This window comes from Pseudomonas sp. 58 R 12, assembly GCF_900005865.1.
GTDB classification, from domain to species: domain Bacteria; phylum Pseudomonadota; class Gammaproteobacteria; order Pseudomonadales; family Pseudomonadaceae; genus Aquipseudomonas; species Aquipseudomonas tritici.
Genome location: NZ_CVTP01000024.1, coordinates 190201 through 207841 on the forward strand (window position 1 = coordinate 190201; position 17641 = coordinate 207841).

Below are 17641 nucleotides of genomic sequence, written 5' to 3' on the forward strand. Positions count from 1 at the left end.
GTCATGCTTCTGACCCCCAATGCCATGAGTCGCAGGATGCGCTTGGGCCTCTACACCACCACCGGGTTGATTGGCCTGTTCCTGCTGCTGCCGATTGTGTTTATCGTGCTGCTGTCGTTCGGTTCATCGCAATGGCTGGTGTTCCCGCCGCCCGGCTGGACGCTCAAATGGTACGGCCAGTTCTTCTCCAACGCGGATTGGATGAACGCTGCGATGGCCAGTCTCAAGGTGGCGGTGCTGACCACGATCTTCGCGGTGGCGCTGGGTTTGCCCACCGCCTTTGCCCTGGTGCGTGGCCGTTTCCCCGGCCGCGAGCTGCTCTACGGCCTGTTCACCCTGCCGATGATCGTGCCCTTGGTGATCATCGCCGTGGCGGTGTACGCGCTGTTCCTCAAGCTCGGCTACACCGGCACGATGTTCGCGTTTGTGGTCAGCCATGTGATCGTTGCGCTGCCGTTCACCATCATCTCGATCATCAACTCGCTGAAGCTGTTCGACCAGTCGATTGAAGACGCGGCGGTGATCTGCGGCGCCTCGCGCTTGCAGGCGGTGTTCAAGGTGACCTTCCCGGCGATCCGCCCGGGGATGGTGGCCGGCGCATTGTTCGCCTTTCTGGTCTCGTGGGACGAAGTGGTGCTCAGCGTGATGATGGCCAGCCCGACCCTGCAAACCCTTCCCGTAAAAATGTGGACCACCCTGCGCCAGGACCTGACGCCTGTGATCGCCGTCGCGTCGACGCTGCTGATCGGCCTGTCGGTACTGGTCATGGTGATTGCCGCCGCCGTTCGCCGGCGTACCGAAACCCGCGCCTGAGCGCCGAGGAGAAGAACATGAGTGCAGTGATCAACGATGTCGCACAGAGCCACGGCCACCCCCTGGTCAGCCTGCGCAACCTGAACAAGCACTACGGTGAATTCGCTGCCGTGGACAACATCTCGCTGGACATCCAGGACGGCGAATTCCTCACCTTCCTCGGCTCCAGCGGCTCGGGCAAAAGCACCACGCTGTCGATGCTGGCCGGCTTCGAAACGCCGAGCAGCGGCGAGATCCTGGTCAGCGGTCAATCCCTGGTCAACGTGCCGCCGCACAAGCGCGACATCGGCATGGTGTTCCAGCGTTACTCGCTGTTCCCGCATTTGTCGGTGCGCGACAACATCGCCTTCCCCCTGGCGATTCGCAAACTGGCCAGCGCCGAACGCGAAAAGCGCGTCGACGCCATGCTCAAGCTGGTGCAGCTGGAACAGTTCGCCCATCGCCGCCCATCGCAACTGTCCGGCGGCCAGCAGCAACGGGTCGCCATCGCCCGCGCGCTGGTGTACGAGCCACGCATCCTGCTGATGGACGAACCCCTCGGCGCCCTCGACAAGAAGCTGCGTGAAGACCTGCAAGACGAACTGCGCCAACTGCACCGGCGCCTGGGCATCACCATCGTCTACGTGACCCACGACCAGGAAGAAGCCATGCGCCTGTCCCAGCGCATCGCGATTTTCAGCCACGGCAAGATCGTCGGCCTGGGCAGCGGCTTCGACCTCTACCAGAACCCGCCGAACGCGTTTGTCGCCTCGTTCCTCGGCAACTCCAACTTCCTCAAGCTCAAGGCCCAGGGCAACGCAGTGGCGTCGTTCGAAGGCCAGGCGCTGTCGATCCGCCTGACCATCGGGCTGCACACCGAGCAGGATGTGCTGTTGATGGTGCGCCCGGAAAAAGCCCTGGCGCTGAATGTCGAACAGGCCGCCGAGCAGCCGTTGGCGGCGGGCTGGAATGAAGTATCGGCGATCGTGGGTGAAGTGCTGTTCCTCGGTGAAAGCCAGACCTGCACGGTGAAAACCCTCGGTGGCACGTCGATGACGGTCAAGGCGTTGTCCGCTGCGGGCATGCCGCTCAAGGCCGGCGACCCGGTACGTGTGCGCTGGGCGACGGCGGATGCGTGTGTGTATACGGAGTGGGCCGAAAGCGACCTGAACAAGGCGGCTGGCGCGCATTGAGTCACCCTTGGGTCCCTCTTTTAAAGTTGCACGGGGCGGTTGATACACCTCGATCCAAAATGTGGGAGCAAGCCCGCTCCCACATTTTGAACTGCGTTTGCCCGTTAAAGCGTGCGTTCGAAAATCGCCCCCTCGATCCCCAGCACCTCACGGGTATCGGCATAAATCCCCACGCCTTTCTCCCACACCTGCTTGATCGACTGATCAGCACAGCGAATCCGGTAACTGAGTTCGAACGGCTCCTGACGCGACAACGCATTTTGCACCTCACGCCAGACGTAGTCGGCATCCTGCGCGAGAATCAGGCTGTTGTAGGTGAACTCATGGTTGTCCACCAGGCGCTCGGCGGGGTAGCCGGTGAGTTGCAGGCAGCCGGCGCTGACGAATTCCATAGTCCAGTCGCGGTTGTTGCGGCCGCGATAGATCAGGCCCGGCATGCTGTCGAGCAAGCTCATGCTGCTGCGCTGGCTGGCCTGCAAGGCGGTTTCGCGGCGTTTGTGGGCCGTAACGTCCCCGGCCACCAGGTAGAAGCCTTGGGGGCCGCGCTTGAGGCTGATCTCGAACCAGCGCAATTCGCCGCTGGGGTGCACAAAACGCAGGCGCTGGTTGAATGAGGTGTCGGGGCGGCGGCGCAGTTCATTCAAGGCCTGGCGCCATAGCGGGCGGTCTTCCTGGTGCACGTAGTCCATCAGGTTACGCTCCGCGCCGTGCGGGCCCATCAACGCGGCCCAGGCCAGGTTGGAGTGGGCGATCTGGCCGTTGTCGCGCAGTTGCACTAAGGCGGCGGGAAAGCAATCCATCACGTCCATGGGCGGCGGCGCAAACGCTTCGGGGCTGTCCCTCATCTAGTGGCGCTCCTCGTGTTTCATCAAGGCGCCGCTGTGCACCCAGGCCGCCAGCTCCAGGCGCGAATGCAGGCCGAGTTTCTGCAGCAGGCTGCGCACGTAGATCTTCACCGTGCCGTCGCTGATTCCCAGTTCGCGGCCGATCTGTTTATTGCTCATGCCGGCGGCGATCAGCGCCAGGGTCTGGCCTTCGCGCTCGGTGAGGTTGCCGCTGTCGATGGGGTCGCACGACGGCGACGGCTCAGCCTGGTCGGCGAGCAAGGCAATCAGGGTCGAGTCCAGTACGATCGCGCCCTTGTGACAGTTGCGCATATACGCCAGCAATGCATCCGGCTCGGTTTCCTTGAGCACATAACCGCTGGCGCCCAGGCGCAAGGCCGTGAGCAACTCGGCGCGGTCCATGGAGGCGGTGAGCACCACCACCTGGCAATCCAGGCGCAACTGGCGCAGTTCGTCCAGTACCTGCAAACCGCTGAGGCCGGGCATGTGCAAATCCAGCAGCACCTGTTGCGGCGTCAGGCTCACGGCTAGGTTGATGCCCTCTCGGCCGCTGGCCGCCTGCCCCACCACTTCGAAGTCGCCGCTGGCATCGAATAACTGCGCCAGGCCCTTGCGAAACAACGGGTGATCATCGATCAGTAATAAGGTCGTGCAGTCCATCGAGACTCCCCTGTGGCAGATCGTGATGGCGACGCAGGCCAAGGTGCACACGCACCCCGTGCGGACGGATCGCCTCTATGCTCAGCCGTGCGCCGATGCTGGCGGCGCGCTCGCGGATAATCGCCAGGCCGAAATGGTTGTGCTCGTCGCAGGCCGGGATCAAGCCGATGCCATCGTCTTCCACCGACACCGAGGCGTCGCCCTCCTGGGTCTGGCGCAGTTCGATCCGCACGTGGCGCGCGTGGGAATGCCGCACTGCGTTGGTCAGGGCCTCGCGGATGATCTGCAGGATCTGCAATTCGGTTTCCGGGCTCAGGGCGTCGTCGGCCAGGCGGTTGTCGAGTTCGAAGACAATGATGCAACGCCGCGAGAACTCCGCGACCGAATCGGCCAGGGCCTGGCGCAGCGAGCGCCCGTCCATGGTCAGGCGCGCACTGGTGATCAGCTCGCGCACCTGGCGTTGCAGTTGGCTCAGGCCGGTGCACAGGTCCTGCAGGGCCGGCTCGCCCAGTTGCGACTGCAAGCCATGGGCCTGGAACGACAGGTAGCCCAACTGCTGCGCCACCGAATCGTGCAGCTCACGGGCCAGGGCGCCGTGGCGGGAAGTCGCCTGTTTGCGCTGCTGCTCACGGTTGTGGCAGCGCAGGCGTACGGTCACGCCCACCGCCTGCGCCGCCTCTTCCAGTATCCGGCGCCAACTGGCACCGGCCCGCCGAGGGGTGTCGAGCAGCAATGCGCCCTTTTCACCCTCGGGCAAGGCGCACACCAGACGGTGCACGCCCCTTTGCCGGCAAGGTCCGCAGGCTTGGGGAGCGTCCGTCACGCTGGCGTCGCGCCAGGGGCAGCGCGCGACGGCCTGGCAGCCGTCGACCGCCCCTCGCCGCGTCGGGCCCAGGTCTTCGCCGCCGAGGATCAGGTTAAGCCTGGCAGGCGGCAGCAGTGCGTCGAAACGGTCCAGGAAACCCGACAAGGCACCGTCAGCGTGCAGGGGCAACCCGGCCAACAACCTGCGCACGCTGCGCGCCTGTTCGGGTCGTACAGGCCCCAACCAGAGCGGCCAGCCTTTTGGTCGTGTCAGCACTCTTTGATAACTCCCCGTCCGGTTGCTCTGCGTGGTCAAGAAGCCCAGCAACTTCCATGCCCCGAATGGCCGGCGCACAAGGCTTATCTCCAAAGGCATAGCCCTTTTTCCAGATTGAGAACATTTTCCCCATAGGAAAGTATCTCTCCCAACAGGAAACAAAAACGCACCGTGGAGAGCCCGCATGACGTTCACCCGCAGCCGCCCCATCGTGGTGATGCAATCCGCCACCGCCCGCGCAGCGTTCATCAGTGAACTGCACATGCCCGTGTTGTTGAACGGCGAACACCCTGACTTTGCGCGGCGCCTGCAACACGCGTTGGCCAGCGCCACCGTGGGGTGCCGGCTCTACCTGTTGGGCGACGAAGCCTTTATCTGGCGTGTGCACGGCGAGGCCCGCGCCGCGGGCCTGGAAGACGACGAGATCGACATGACCTGCACCACGCCGGGCCTGCGCCAAGTGTATTGCGCGCACTGCGGCCTGACCCAGGCGGCCGGGCCGGCCCCGCTGTTGAACTGCATTGGCTGCCACGTCGGGCTGGAGGTCCGCACGCATTTTTCCCGGCGCCTGGGGGCGTACCTCGGCGTGTGCATCAACCCTGACCAGCCCTACGCGGGGTTCCAGCCATGAGCGCGGCCCTCAACGTCCAAGTCAGCGCAGCACGCATGCTCACGCCCGTAGTTCGCGAATTCACCCTGACGCCCGCCACGGGCAGCCTGCCCGGCTTCTCGCCCGGCAGCCATGTGCAGGTGCATCTGCCGCTGGCCGAAGGCACGGTGCGCAACGCCTATTCACTCACCAGCGACCCGGCGTACCCCCAGCACTACCGCATCGCAGTGCGCCTGCAAGACGCCTCGCGCGGTGGCTCGCAGTACCTGCACAGGCAGGTGCAGGTCGGCGACACCTTGCAAATTTCGCCGCCGGCCAATCTGTTCGCGCCCTATGGCACCGCGCGCCTGCATATCCTCATCGCCGCCGGGATCGGGATCACGCCGTTCATGGCCTATATCGCCGCAATGGAACAACAGCAGGCCGACTTCGAACTGCATTACCTGTTCCGCCGGGGCCTCAGCGACGCCTATCTCGACGAGCTGCAACAGCGCCTCGGCCCGCGCCTGCACACCTACGACCGGCGCCCGGACCTGAACCCAATCCTCGACAACCGGCCGCTGGGCAGCCACGTCTACACCTGTGGTCCGCAGCCCTTGCTCGAGGCGGTTGAGCAACACGCCGCACGCCTCGGTTGGCCGAGTAAGCGTGTGCATTCGGAAGCCTTCAAGGGCGCACAACCCGGCCAGCCGTTCGACCTGCAGCTGCTGCGCAGCGGCCGACGACTGCGGGTCGAAGCCGAGCAAAGCCTGCTCGAAGCCTTGGAGCAGGCCGGCCTGCAAGTGCCCAACCTGTGCCGTGGCGGGGTCTGCGGGCAATGCATCACGCGCCACCAAGGCGGCGCCATCGAACACCGTGACAGCTTCCTCAGCCCGGCCGAGCAGGCCGACTTTCTGATGCCCTGCGTCTCGCGCGGCAGCGGCCCCTGCGTTTCGCTGGACCTATAGGAGTGAGTGCCATGCCTCTGCAAACGAGCCCCGTGCTGAGCTATCGCGACGATTTCAGTTTTCGCAACAGCCCGGCAGCGATCCGCCGTTTTCCCTTTCCCTTTATCGAGGACAGCTACCTGTACTCGGTGAACATCGAACCGGCCATCTCCCGCGACCCCGGCTCGATCTATGAGCACGCCTTCGACATCGACGAGCACTACCGCTCGGAAATGGCCGAGCGCGCCCTGGTGCTGGACAAGGACCCGCGCCGCTACCTGGTGATGCCACACATGCAAGTGGCCGCCTGGGATGCACTGCAGATGATCATGGAGCACCTGGCTACCGACTACCCGCAGTGGTTCAGCCTGGTGCAAGACGGCGAGCGCTGGCAGTGGCGCAACCACCTGCTGGACATCGACCAGCCGTTCATCTTCGGCGATACCACCAGCCTGCCCTGCGCGCCGCTGGAGTACATCGGCCGCCAGGTGCAGGGGGATTTCGCCCTGCTCGACCAGCGCGACGGCGACCTGTACATGGACGCCGGCCTGGTCACCAGCCCGGCCGACTGGTCGTTGGCGTTCGACGCCGGCATGAGTTTCAAGCAATGGCACGCACCGGTGCCCATGGCCCATCAGATGGGTGTGTTCGAGCGGGCACTGAAGTACCTGCTCAACTTGCAGGTCGGCCAACCGGTACGGCGCTTGAACTGGACCCTGACCATCAACCCGCGCCTGGATTCGTCGCCGGAAACCTTCCATGAATGGGGCGCCGATCGCGGCCAGATCACCGCGCAAAACGTCGGGCAGCAGGTACACCTGCGGGTCGAGCTGCAAGTGATGGCGCGCCTGCCGCGCAGCCACGCGGTGATGTTCAGCATCCGTACCTACCTGATCAGCCTGGACGAGTTGGTCACGCAACCCGGCTGGGGCTGCCGCCTGCACCGTGTGCTGCGCGACCTGCCCGACCCCATCGCCGACTACAAGGGCATGACCCGCTACCGCCACACGCTGGTCGAGTGGCTGAGCCAGTTCGACCCACAGGCCTGACGCCCCCTCTTCTACGACAAGGAACCTCACATGACCCACTCATGGCGTATTTCTGCATTGGCCGAACGGCACCGCGCCCTCGGCTCGAATCTCGAAGACTGGAACGGCATGGGCACTGCCTGGACCTACAGCAGCGACCTCGCCGACCACCACCAGGCGATCCGCACCCGCGCCGGACTGATGGACGTGTCGGGGCTGAAAAAAGTCCACTACGTGGGACCCCACGCCGAGAGCCTGTTGCAGTGGGCCACCACCCGCGACATTGCCAAGCTCTACCCCGGCAAATCGGTGTATGCCTCGATGCTCGACGAGGACGGCAAGTTCGTCGATGACTGCATCGTCTATCGCACCGGTCCGAATGCGTTCATGGTGGTGCATGGCGCTGGCACCGGGCATGAAATGCTCGTGCGCTCGGCCCAGGGCCGGCAAGTGGCGGTGCTGTTCGATGACGACCTGCACGACCTGTCGCTGCAAGGTCCTTTGGCGGTGGATTTCCTCGCCGAACACGTGCCCGGCATCCGCCAACTGGCGTACTTCCATCACCTGCAAACCCGCCTGTTCGACCGCCCGGTGATGATCTCCCGCACCGGCTACACCGGCGAGCGCGGCTACGAGATTTTCTGCAAGGCCGCCGATGCGCCGTTCCTGTGGGACAGCATTCTTGAACAAGGGGCGAGCCTGGGGATCATCCCCTGCGCCTTCACCGCCCTGGACTGGCTGCGGGTGGAAAGCTCGCTGATGTTCTTCCCTTACGACAACTCGCAGATGTACCCCTTCGCCGACCAGAAGGCCGGCGACACCCTCTGGGAAATGGGCCTGGACTTCACCGTTTCCCCTGGCAAGCACGCCTTCCGTGGTGCCGAAGAACACCTGCGCCTGCGCGGCCAGGAGCGTTTCAAGATCACCGGCGTGCTGCTTGAGGGCGTCCGCGCCGCCGAGGCTGGCGACACCTTGTGGCAAGGCAACCAGCAAGTCGGCGTGATCACCTGCGGCATGTATTCGCGCCTGAGCAAACGCTCGATGGCCATCGCGCGCATGAGCGTCGCCTGTTCCGAACCCGGTATTGCCTTGCAGGTTCGCGGCAGCCTTGAGGCCAGCGCCAGCACCCACGCCCTGCCCTTCGACGACCCGCAAAAAACCAAGCGCACGGCCAAGGGCTGAGCCTTCCTTCACCGAATTCAGGAGCCTTCGATGGACGCCTCACGCGAACATTACATCCTCAAGATCACCTGCCCGGCGGCGTCCGGGATTGTCGCCGCGATCAGCGCGTGCCTGGCCCAACAGCAGTGCTACATCAGCGAGCTGGCGCAGTTCGACGACGAGTTCACCGGGCAGTTTTTCATGCGCGCGGTGTTCCGTTTCAACACCGGCGTGAGCGGCGACATCGGTGCCCTGCGCAACGGCCTCGGCGACCTCGCCGGTGGCTTCGACATGCACTGGCAGTTGTTCAGCTCACGCCAACCGACCCGCGTGCTGCTGATGGTCAGCAAGTTCGACCACTGCCTCACCGACCTGCTCTACCGCCACAGCAAGGGCGAGATGGACATGCACATCACCGCCGTGGTCTCCAACCACCTGGACCTGCGGGCGATGGCCGAGCGCGAAGGCATTCGTTTCATCTACCTGCCGATCACCCAGGACACCAAGGCCAGCCAGGAAGCCGAGCTGATGCGCATCGTCGAAGACACCCAGACCGACCTGGTGGTGCTCGCGCGCTACATGCAGATCCTGTCCGACGGCCTCTGCCAGCAACTGTCGGGCCGGGCGATCAATATCCACCACTCGTTCCTGCCCGGTTTCAAGGGCGCCAAGCCCTACCACCAGGCCTATGACCGAGGCGTCAAGCTGATCGGCGCCACCGCCCACTACGTCACCAGCGACTTGGATGAGGGCCCGATCATCGAGCAGGAAATCCAGCGCGTCGACCATACCCACTTGCCCGACTCGCTGGTCGCCATCGGCCGTGACACTGAAACCGTAGCCCTTTCCAAAGCCCTGAAATACCACCTGGAACACCGGGTGTTCATCAACCAGGACAAGACAGTGATCTTTCGCTGAACCCTTCAGGAGGCACGCTCATGACCCTACGTGTTGCAATCATCGGCGCCGGCCCGTGCGGCCTGGCGCAACTTCGCGCCTTCCAGTCGGCCCGCGACAAAGGCGCCGCCATCCCCGAACTGGTGTGCTTCGAGAAACAGCAGGACTGGGGCGGTATGTGGAACTACACCTGGCGCACCGGCCTCGACGAGAACGGCGAGCCGGTGCACGGCAGCATGTACCGCTACCTGTGGTCCAACGGCCCCAAGGAATGCCTGGAGTTTGCCGACTACACCTTCGAAGAGCACTTCGGCCGGCCCATCGGTTCCTACCCGCCGCGTGAAGTGCTGTGGGACTACATTAAGGGCCGCGTGGAAAAGGCCGGCGTGCGCGACTACATCCGCTTCAACAACGTGGTGCGCCAAGTCACCTTCGACGAACAGAGCCAGCGCTTCACCGTCTACGCCCACGACTACACCAGCGACACCTTGACCTGCGAAGCATTCGACTACGTGATCAACGCCTGCGGCCACTTCTCCACGCCCAAGGTGCCGTACTTCGAAGGCTTCGAACAGTTCGCCGGGCGCATCCTGCATGCCCACGATTTTCGCGAGGCGCTGGAGTTCAAGGACAAGGACCTGCTGATTATCGGCAGCAGCTATTCGGCCGAGGACATCGGCTCGCAATGCTACAAGTACGGCGCGCGCAGCATCACCAGTTGCTACCGCAGCGCGCCCATGGGCTATGCCTGGCCGGATAACTGGGAAGAAAAACCGCTGCTCCAGCGCCTGGAAAACAACCGCGCCTACTTTGTGGATGGCAGCAGCAAGCACATCGACGCGGTGATCCTGTGCACCGGCTACAAGCACCACTTCCCGTTCCTGCCGGACGAACTGAGCCTCAAGACCGACAACCGCCTGTGGCCGATGAACCTCTACAAGGGCGTGTTCTGGGAACCCAACCCCCGCCTGATCTACTTGGGCATGCAGGACCAGTGGTACTCCTTCAACATGTTCGACGCCCAGGCCTGGTATGCCCGCGATGTGATCCTCGGGCGCATACCACTGCCCGGCCACGCTGACATGGTCGCCGACAGCCAAGCGTGGCACGCACGGGAACAGGCCCTGGAAACCAACCAGCAGATGTTCGAGTACCAGGGCGCCTACATCCAGCAACTGGTGGACGCCACCGACTACCCGAGTTTCGACATCGCCGCCGTCAACGAAACCTTTCTGCACTGGAAGCACGACAAGGCGGAAAACATCATGGGCTATCGCGACAAGTCCTATCGCTCGCTGATGACCGGCACCCAGTCGCCGCCGCACCACACGCCGTGGTTGCAGGCCCTGGATGACTCGATGGCGGCCTACTTGGGAGAGCCCACGACCCCCATCAAGTCGGTCGGCTGATGATGAATGCACCCCGTGTTTCCCATCCCCGAGAGCCCGGGCTGTTTGCCCGCGCGCCGAACCTGGAACGCTACCGCGTGGCCGCCGGCGGTGTGACCCTGGTCGACTTGCAACCCGGCGACGGCCTGCAAGTGATCGACGTCGAAGGCCGGCAAACCTGCACACTGCTGGCCCTCGACGCTGGCGGTCGCAGCGCCCTGGCAAGCTGGGGGCTGAACGCGTCAACGGCTTGCCGTGTGCCTGGGCGTATCGGCCAGGCGCTCCAGCGGCGCGGCATCGACGCACAGGCATTGCCGCTGGCCGCCTCGCTATGGGACGCCAACAGCCCGCCCGGCCACAGCCGACAGTTTGTCGCCGAGGACGCGCTGCTGGTGATTGTCGCCGCACCCGCCGAGGCTACGGCCGTCGACCGGCAATACCGGCCCAGCGAGCTGCGCCTGATAGTGACGCGGGCCAACCCGTCGCCGCTGCTGGTGCCCGCCCTGCCCGAGCCGTTGGGCGATGTACTCGACGAATTCACCCTGTGCGCGGGCACGGCCCACAGCTACACCGTCGCCAAGGGGCAGTACATCCAGGTGCTGGACGTCGCGGGCCGCCAGTGTTCGGACTTCGTCGCCCTCGACCGTCGCGCCCTGGATCGCGGCGTGGAGCTGGACCTGGACCAGACCGTCACACGTACGCTCAACGGCAGCGCCTACCCGGCACCGGGGCTGTTCTCGAAGTTTTTCGACCGCCATATGCAACCGATGCTGGAGGTGGTGCAAGACACAGTCGGGCGCCACGATTCATTCGCCCTGGCCTGCGCGGCGCGCTACTACGAAACCCATGGCTATTTCGGGCACGACAACTGCAGCGACAACCTCAGCCGCGTCCTTGCGCCCCATGGCGTGCAGGCGCGCAACGGCTGGCCGGCGATCAATTTCTTCTTCAACACCGGCATCGATGCGCACCAGCAGATGACCCTGGATGAGCCCTGGTCGCGGCCCGGCGATTACGTGCTGCTGCGGGCAATGAACGACCTGCTGTGCGGCAGTACCTCGTGCCCGGATGACATTGACCCGGCCAACGGCTGGAACCCGACCGATATCCATGTCCGCATCTACAGCGAGAAGGAGCGTTTTTCCATCGCCATGAGCACTCGAAGCACGGCGGATGCCGACCCGATCCTCACCCGTGAGTCCGCGTTCCACTCACGCACCCGCGCCCTCACCGGCAGCTTCACCGACTACCGCAATTGGTGGCTGCCGCTGCGCTACGACGGTTACGGCGTGACTGAGGAATACCTCGGTTGCCGCGAACGGGTGGCGGTGATGGACCTGACCGCCCTGCGCAAATTCGAAATCATCGGCCCCGACGCAGAAGCCCTGTTGCAGTACTGCCTGACCCGCGACGTACGGCGCCTGGCGGTGGGCCAGGTGGTGTATTCGGCGATGTGTCACGCCCACGGCGGCATGCTCGACGACGGCACCCTGCTGCGCCTGGGCCCGGACAACTTCCGCTGGATCTGCGGCGAAGACTACGCCGGCGTGTGGTTGCGCGAGCAGGCACAGAAACTGGGCATGAAGGTGTGGGTCAAGTCGGCCAGTGAGCACATTCACAACCTGGCGGTGCAAGGGCCGCTGAGTCGCGAGCTGCTCAAGCAGATGGTCTGGACGCCGCCCACGCAACCGAGTGTGGAGACCCTCGGCTGGTTTCGCTTCCTGGTCGGTCGGCTGGACGGTTTCGACGGCTGCCCGTTGATGATTTCGCGCACCGGCTACACCGGCGAACTGGGCTTTGAGGTGTGGTGCCAGCCCGAAGACGCCGTACAGGTCTGGGACCGCATCTGGCAACTAGGCCAACCCTTGGGCCTGGTGCCCCTGGGCCTGGAAGCGCTGGACCTGCTGCGCATCGAAGCCGGGCTGATTTTCGCCGGCTACGAGTTCAGCGACCAGACCGATCCGTTCGAGGCCGGTATCGGTTTCAGCGTGCCGCTCAAGAGCAAGACGGATGACTTTATCGGTCGCGACGCCCTGCTACGGCGCAGCGCCCACCCCAGCCACAAACTGGTCGGCCTGCAGCTGAGCGGCAATGAGGTCGCCCACCACGGCGACCCGGTGTACCAGGGCCGCGCCCAGGTCGGGGTAATCACCAGTGCCTGCCGCTCACCGCTGCTGGCCAGCAATATCGCGCTGTGCCGGGTCGACGTGAGCTGCGCCGAACCCGGCACTGAACTTGAGATCGGCAAAGTCGATGGCCTGCAGAAGCGCATCAGCGCCACGGTCAGCGCCGCGATTTTCTACGACCCGGACAAAAGCCGGGTGCGCAGCTGATCGTCCCGAAACGGGAGTGCCAGCGCATTTTGACTGCCCCAACCTAACCGCTATTCAGACATGGGAATACGAAGATGGAAGCGACGACGTTCGAGGCTGTACCGCAGGCTGCCGGCTCGGTGGGCAGCCTGCACCGCAAGATCGATTGGCGCGGGGCATTCTGGGTCGCCAGTGGCGTACCCGCGCTGGTGCTGTTCTCCATCGGTGCGATTGCCGCCACGGTGGGCAAACCGGCGTGGATCGTGTGGATCGTGTCGATCCTGTTCGGGTTTATCCAGGCCTTCACCTACGCCGAGATCGCGGGGCTGTTCCCGCACAAATCCGGCGGCGCCTCGGTGTACGGCGCGGTGGCGTGGGTGCGCTACAGCAAGCTGATCGCCCCGGTGTCGGTGTGGTGCAACTGGCTGGCTTGGTCACCGGTGCTGTCCATCGGTTCGGGGCTGGCGGCGGGGTATATCCTCACGGCGCTGTTTCCCGCCGATGCGTTGATCAACACCTGGCAACTGACCCTGCTGGACCTGGGCTGGGTGAAAAGCGGTCTGTCGTTGCGCATCAACGCGACGTTCGGTATTGGCCTGCTGATTCTGCTCACGGTGTTTGCCGTGCAGCATGGCGGCATCCTGCGCTCGGCGCGCCTGACCTTGGTGCTCGGCGTGACCTCGCTGATTCCGCTGCTGCTGGTGGGCGTGGTGCCGTTGTTCACCGGGGATGCGACCCAGGCCAACTTCCTGCCGCTGTTCCCCTTGGCCCATGACGCAGCCGGGCAAGTCATCGATGGGCCATGGGATATGTCCGGCTGGTCATTGATGGCCGGCGGGCTGTTCATGGCGGCGTGGTCCACCTACGGGTTTGAAACGGCGGTGTGCTACACCCGCGAATTCAAGGACCCCAAGCGCGACACCTTCAAGGCGATCTTCTACGCCGGCCTGCTGTGCATCCTGGTGTTCACCCTGGTGCCGCTGGCGTTTCAAGGCAGCCTCGGGCTGGGGCAACTGGTGACGCCAGCGGTGCTCGATGGCAGCGGCGCAGTCGTCACGCCCGCGGTGTACAGCGGCCTGCTTTCGCCGGCGATCTACAGCGGCATGGGCGTTGGCCAGGTGATGGCCGACAGCATTGGCGGCGGCAAGGTGGTGGCCAATATCGTATTGATCATGCTGGTGCTGGCGACGTTGCTGGCGATCATGACCTCGATGTCCGGCTCGTCGCGAACGTTGTACCAGGCGTCGGTGGACGGTTGGCTGCCCAAGTACCTGGGGCGCACCAACGAACATGGCGCGCCGACGGCGGCGATGTGGACCGACCTGTCGTTCAACCTGCTGCTGTTGCTGATGTCGGACTATGTATTCGTGCTTGCGGCTTCAAACGTCAGCTACATCATCTTCAACTTCCTCAACCTCAATGCCGGCTGGATCCACCGCCTTGACCGTCCCGACTGGGTGCGCCCGTACAAGGCCCCCACCGTGCTGCTGGCGGCCGGCGGCGTGCTGAGTTTCGTCAACCTGGCCTGCATGGGCCTGGGCGCGGACATCTGGGGCGCGGGCACGCTGGTCACCGGTTTGTTGCTGGCGCTGCTGATCCTGCCGGTGTTCTGCTACCGCCACTATGTGCAGGACAAGGGCCGCTTCCCCGCCGCCATGCTCACTGACCTGTATATCCAGGCCGATGACGGGCAACGCCGCGCCGGCTGGCTGCCCTATGCCACGCTGGTCGCCGGTGTGCTGGTGGTGTATGCCTGCCATCAACTGGTAGCCTGAGCCTTCTGGCCTGCCTATGGCTGAGGGATTCTTATCCCTCAGCGCCTTGATTCCCCAGACAACGGTGACGCTTTTGACCAGTTCTCTCCCCACGCTTGCCCGCGATATTGACGGCAAGGCCATCTCTGCCCTGGTGCTCGACGAGGTTCGCGAAGAGGTCCTGCTGCTTGCCTCACAGCAGATCTACCCGGCCCTGGCAGTATTGCTGGTGGGCGACGACCCGGCCAGCCACGTCTACGTGCGCAATAAACTGCTGCGGGCCAAGGACGTCGGGATTCGCTCCCTGGAATACCGGCTGCCGGAGGATGCCAGCCACGCGCAGGTGCTGGACCTGCTTGCCCAGTTGAATGCCGACACATCGGTCAACGGCATCCTGGTGCAATTGCCGCTGCCGGCGCAGATCGACGAAGCGGCGGTGATCCACGCGATCGACCCGATCAAGGATGTGGATGGCTTCCACCGCGAAAACGTCGGCGGCCTGGTGCAAGGCATCGAGGTGCTCACGCCCTGCACACCCAGCGGCTGCATGCGCCTGCTGCACGAAACCTGCGGCGACTTGAGCGGCTTGCACGCGGTGGTGATCGGTCGTTCGAACATTGTCGGCAAGCCCATGGCGACCTTGCTGTTGCAAGCCAACTGCTCGGTCAGCGTGGTGCACTCGCGCAGCGTCGATGCACCGGCGTTGTGCCGCTTGGCCGACATCGTCGTCGCCGCCGTGGGCCGACCGCAGTTGATCAATGCCCGTTGGCTCAAGCCCGGCGCGGTGGTGATCGACGTGGGGATCAACCGCATCACGACCGAGACCGGCACGCGGTTGGTGGGAGATGTGGATTACGCCAGCGCACGCACCATTGCCAGCGCGATCACGCCGGTGCCCGGCGGTGTGGGGCCGATGACGATTGCCTACTTGCTGAAGAACACCCTGGTGGCGAGCCAGCTGCAACGCAGCAAGGCAAATGCGGGAGGGGACTTGCCCCCGATGGCCGTGGCTCAGCTACAACCAAGCTGACTGACAGACCGCTGTCGGCGCATAGGTATCCACAACGGTAACCACGATGCGAAGCGAGCCGCTCTTGATCTTGCTTTAGATCTTGATCTTGATCTCAGGCGCCCCGTCAACCACGCTGGCCGGAATTCGACATTGATTTGGGGGGTAAACCGGCAGGGATGCCGGTTTAGCCGCCCCGCGCCATGGATGGCGCGTGGCGGCGGCCCCCCAAATCAATGTCGGATTACGGGCACACCGAGCCTGGGCGAGGTGCCGAGTGGTGGGGCGAGGACCTTTTGGTTACTTTTGGGTCCGTCCAAAAGTGACCCGCTGTAAGAGCGGAACCCTAAGTCGCCGTTACCGCAGCAATGGATATGTACTCATTCCACTCCAACATCCTGGTCGGCTGTCAGGCCGCCATCGGCGGCAAGTCGAATCGTCGCACCGCCCCCCACGTTTAGGTAGCGGGGCATCAGTTAGATAGTCGTCGGCTCCTGAGCCGTCACGGGAGCAAGCTCCCTCGCCACAGGTACAGTGCTCGCCCTTAACTGACTGGCATAAGGGCAAGCCCCCTCCCACATTTTGAGCTGCGTTAACTCTGGGGGAATGATCAGTGGTTGTAAGCCCGCTCGTTATGCTCGGCGAGGTCCAGCCCCATCTCTTCCACCGATTCATGGGCACGCAGACCGACCAGCGCATTGACCACCTTGAGGATGATCCAACTGATCACAAAGCAGTACACCGTGGTCAGCAGCACGCCCTTGAGCTGGGCGACTACCTGGCCGCCCATGGTCACGCCTTCCACCAGGCCGCCCATGGACGGTACGCAGAACACCCCGGTCAACACCGCGCCGATCATGCCGCCGATGCCGTGCAGGCCGAACACATCGAGGCTGTCGTCGTAGCCGAAGCGGCGCTTCAACACGGTCACGCTCAGGTAGCAGAACACCCCGCACAGCAAGCCGATGGCCAATGCACCGCCGACACCGACATAAGCGCACGCCGGGGTAATCCCCACCAACCCCGCCAATGCACCGCTGGCCAGGCCAAGGGCGCTGGGCTTGCCGACCTTGAACCACTCAGTGAACATCCAGCCGAGAATCCCGGCGCAGGCGCCCAACTGAGTGTTGAGCATGACGATGCCCGAGGTGCCGCTGAGGCCGCCACCGGAGCCGATATTGAAGCCGAACCAACCGACCCAGAGCATCGCCGCGCCGGCCATGGTCAGGCTGAGGTTATGCGCAGGCATCGGCGTGTTCTGGTAGCCCTTGCGCTTGCCGAGGATCAGGCACGCGGCCAGCGCGGCCACACCCGCATTGATGTGCACGGCAGTACCGCCGGCAAAATCAAGCACGCCCCAGTTATGCATCAAGGCCCCCGAACCGCCCCAGACCATATGCGCCACCGGGGCATAGACCAGGGTGAACCAGATGGCCATGAACAGCAGCGCCGCCGAGAACTTCATGCGTTCGGCAAAGGCGCCGGCGATCAGGGCCGGGGTGATGATGGCGAACGTCATCTGGAAGGTCACGAACACCCCTTCCGGGATATCCCCCACCAGGCTCTCCGGGGTCATGCCTGCCAGGAAGGCCCGGCTGAGGCCGCCGACAAAACTGTTAAAGGTCACCTGCCCTTCGACCATGCCGGTGGTGTCGACCACCATGCTATAGCCGTAGATCACCCACAGCACGCCCACCAACCCAGCGATGCCGAAGCACTGGGTGAACAGCGAAAGCATGTTTTTCGCACGGACGAGGCCACCGTAGAACAGCGCAAGCCCCGGCAAGCACATGAACAGCACCAGCACGGCGGCGGTGACCATCCAGGCGGTGCTGCCGGTGTTCAAAGTGGGTGCATCAGCGGCGTACGCCAAGGGTGCAAAGGCACCGGCCACTAATAAACCGAAGAGGGATTTGCCGAGAAGACGATTGACCATGTTCAAAGCTCCTGCAAAAGAAATGTGTAGGAGCGACCGTGCTCGCGAA

The 17641-nt window shown here is 64.1% G+C and carries 15 protein-coding genes; 11 read left to right on the forward strand and 4 right to left on the reverse strand.

Annotated features, from left to right (window positions below):
* Positions 1-3: 3 nt before the first annotated feature.
* Both BFP95_RS21690 and BFP95_RS21695 read left to right on the forward strand, forming a co-directional pair.
* Positions 4-813 (forward strand): ABC transporter permease, encoded by an 810-nt coding sequence (locus BFP95_RS21690; protein ID WP_065871982.1) that lies wholly within the window; start codon positions 4-6, stop codon positions 811-813.
* Between the two features lie 17 nt (positions 814-830).
* Entirely contained in the window at positions 831-1985 is a 1155-nt protein-coding gene (locus BFP95_RS21695) for an ABC transporter ATP-binding protein (RefSeq protein ID WP_065881483.1), read from the forward strand.
* 104 nt (positions 1986-2089) lie between these two features.
* Here the strand turns inward: BFP95_RS21695 and BFP95_RS21700 are convergent, their stop codons facing one another.
* The 3 genes from BFP95_RS21700 to BFP95_RS21710 are packed head-to-tail and all read right to left on the reverse strand — an operon-like array spanning position 2090 to position 4505.
* Complete coding sequence (locus BFP95_RS21700; RefSeq protein ID WP_065881486.1) at positions 2090-2830, reverse strand: PAS domain-containing protein; 741 nt, start codon at positions 2828-2830, stop codon at positions 2090-2092.
* Positions 2831-3490 (reverse strand): response regulator, encoded by a 660-nt coding sequence (locus tag BFP95_RS21705; protein WP_046035758.1) that lies wholly within the window; start codon positions 3488-3490, stop codon positions 2831-2833.
* Positions 3459-4505, reverse strand: coding sequence for an ATP-binding protein (locus BFP95_RS21710; RefSeq protein ID WP_046035770.1), 1047 nt, complete (start codon positions 4503-4505; stop codon positions 3459-3461). The genes BFP95_RS21705 and BFP95_RS21710 overlap by 32 nt, the downstream gene beginning before the upstream one ends.
* 250 nt (positions 4506-4755) lie before the next feature.
* On the opposite strand from BFP95_RS21710, the gene BFP95_RS21715 reads away from it, so the two are divergent.
* The 9 genes from BFP95_RS21715 (at position 4756) to BFP95_RS21755 (ending at position 15677) form a co-directional block, all read left to right on the forward strand.
* A complete protein-coding gene (locus tag BFP95_RS21715; protein ID WP_065910673.1) occupies positions 4756-5202 on the forward strand; it encodes a dimethylamine monooxygenase subunit DmmA family protein in 447 nt (148 codons plus the stop codon).
* The gene (locus BFP95_RS21720; protein ID WP_065872243.1) at positions 5199-6128 is read left to right on the forward strand and encodes a PDR/VanB family oxidoreductase; all 930 of its coding nucleotides are present in this window, start codon (positions 5199-5201) and stop codon (positions 6126-6128) included. The genes BFP95_RS21715 and BFP95_RS21720 overlap by 4 nt, the downstream gene beginning before the upstream one ends.
* A gap of 11 nt (positions 6129-6139) precedes the next feature.
* Entirely contained in the window at positions 6140-7156 is a 1017-nt protein-coding gene (locus BFP95_RS21725) for a heme-dependent oxidative N-demethylase family protein (RefSeq protein WP_065872247.1), read from the forward strand.
* 30 nt (positions 7157-7186) lie between these two features.
* Entirely contained in the window at positions 7187-8317 is a 1131-nt protein-coding gene (locus tag BFP95_RS21730) for an aminomethyltransferase family protein (protein ID WP_065872249.1), read from the forward strand.
* Between the two features lie 30 nt (positions 8318-8347).
* Complete coding sequence (gene purU / locus BFP95_RS21735) at positions 8348-9214, forward strand: formyltetrahydrofolate deformylase (protein WP_065910674.1); 867 nt, start codon at positions 8348-8350, stop codon at positions 9212-9214.
* 20 nt (positions 9215-9234) lie between these two features.
* Complete coding sequence (locus BFP95_RS21740) at positions 9235-10602, forward strand: NAD(P)-binding domain-containing protein (protein WP_065910675.1); 1368 nt, start codon at positions 9235-9237, stop codon at positions 10600-10602.
* A 2-nt stretch (positions 10603-10604) separates the two neighbouring features.
* Positions 10605-12914, forward strand: coding sequence for a DUF1989 domain-containing protein (locus tag BFP95_RS21745; RefSeq protein ID WP_065910676.1), 2310 nt, complete (start codon positions 10605-10607; stop codon positions 12912-12914).
* 74 nt (positions 12915-12988) lie between these two features.
* Entirely contained in the window at positions 12989-14668 is a 1680-nt protein-coding gene (locus BFP95_RS21750) for an APC family permease (RefSeq protein ID WP_065872257.1), read from the forward strand.
* 73 nt (positions 14669-14741) lie between these two features.
* Positions 14742-15677 (forward strand): bifunctional 5,10-methylenetetrahydrofolate dehydrogenase/5,10-methenyltetrahydrofolate cyclohydrolase, encoded by a 936-nt coding sequence (locus BFP95_RS21755; protein WP_175405993.1) that lies wholly within the window; start codon positions 14742-14744, stop codon positions 15675-15677.
* 589 nt (positions 15678-16266) lie between these two features.
* Here BFP95_RS21755 and BFP95_RS21760 read toward each other — a convergent pair.
* Positions 16267-17592: an ammonium transporter gene (locus tag BFP95_RS21760; RefSeq protein ID WP_043205169.1), complete on the reverse strand. Its 1326-nt coding sequence runs from the start codon at positions 17590-17592 to the stop codon at positions 16267-16269.
* Between the last annotated feature and the right edge of the window lie 49 nt (positions 17593-17641).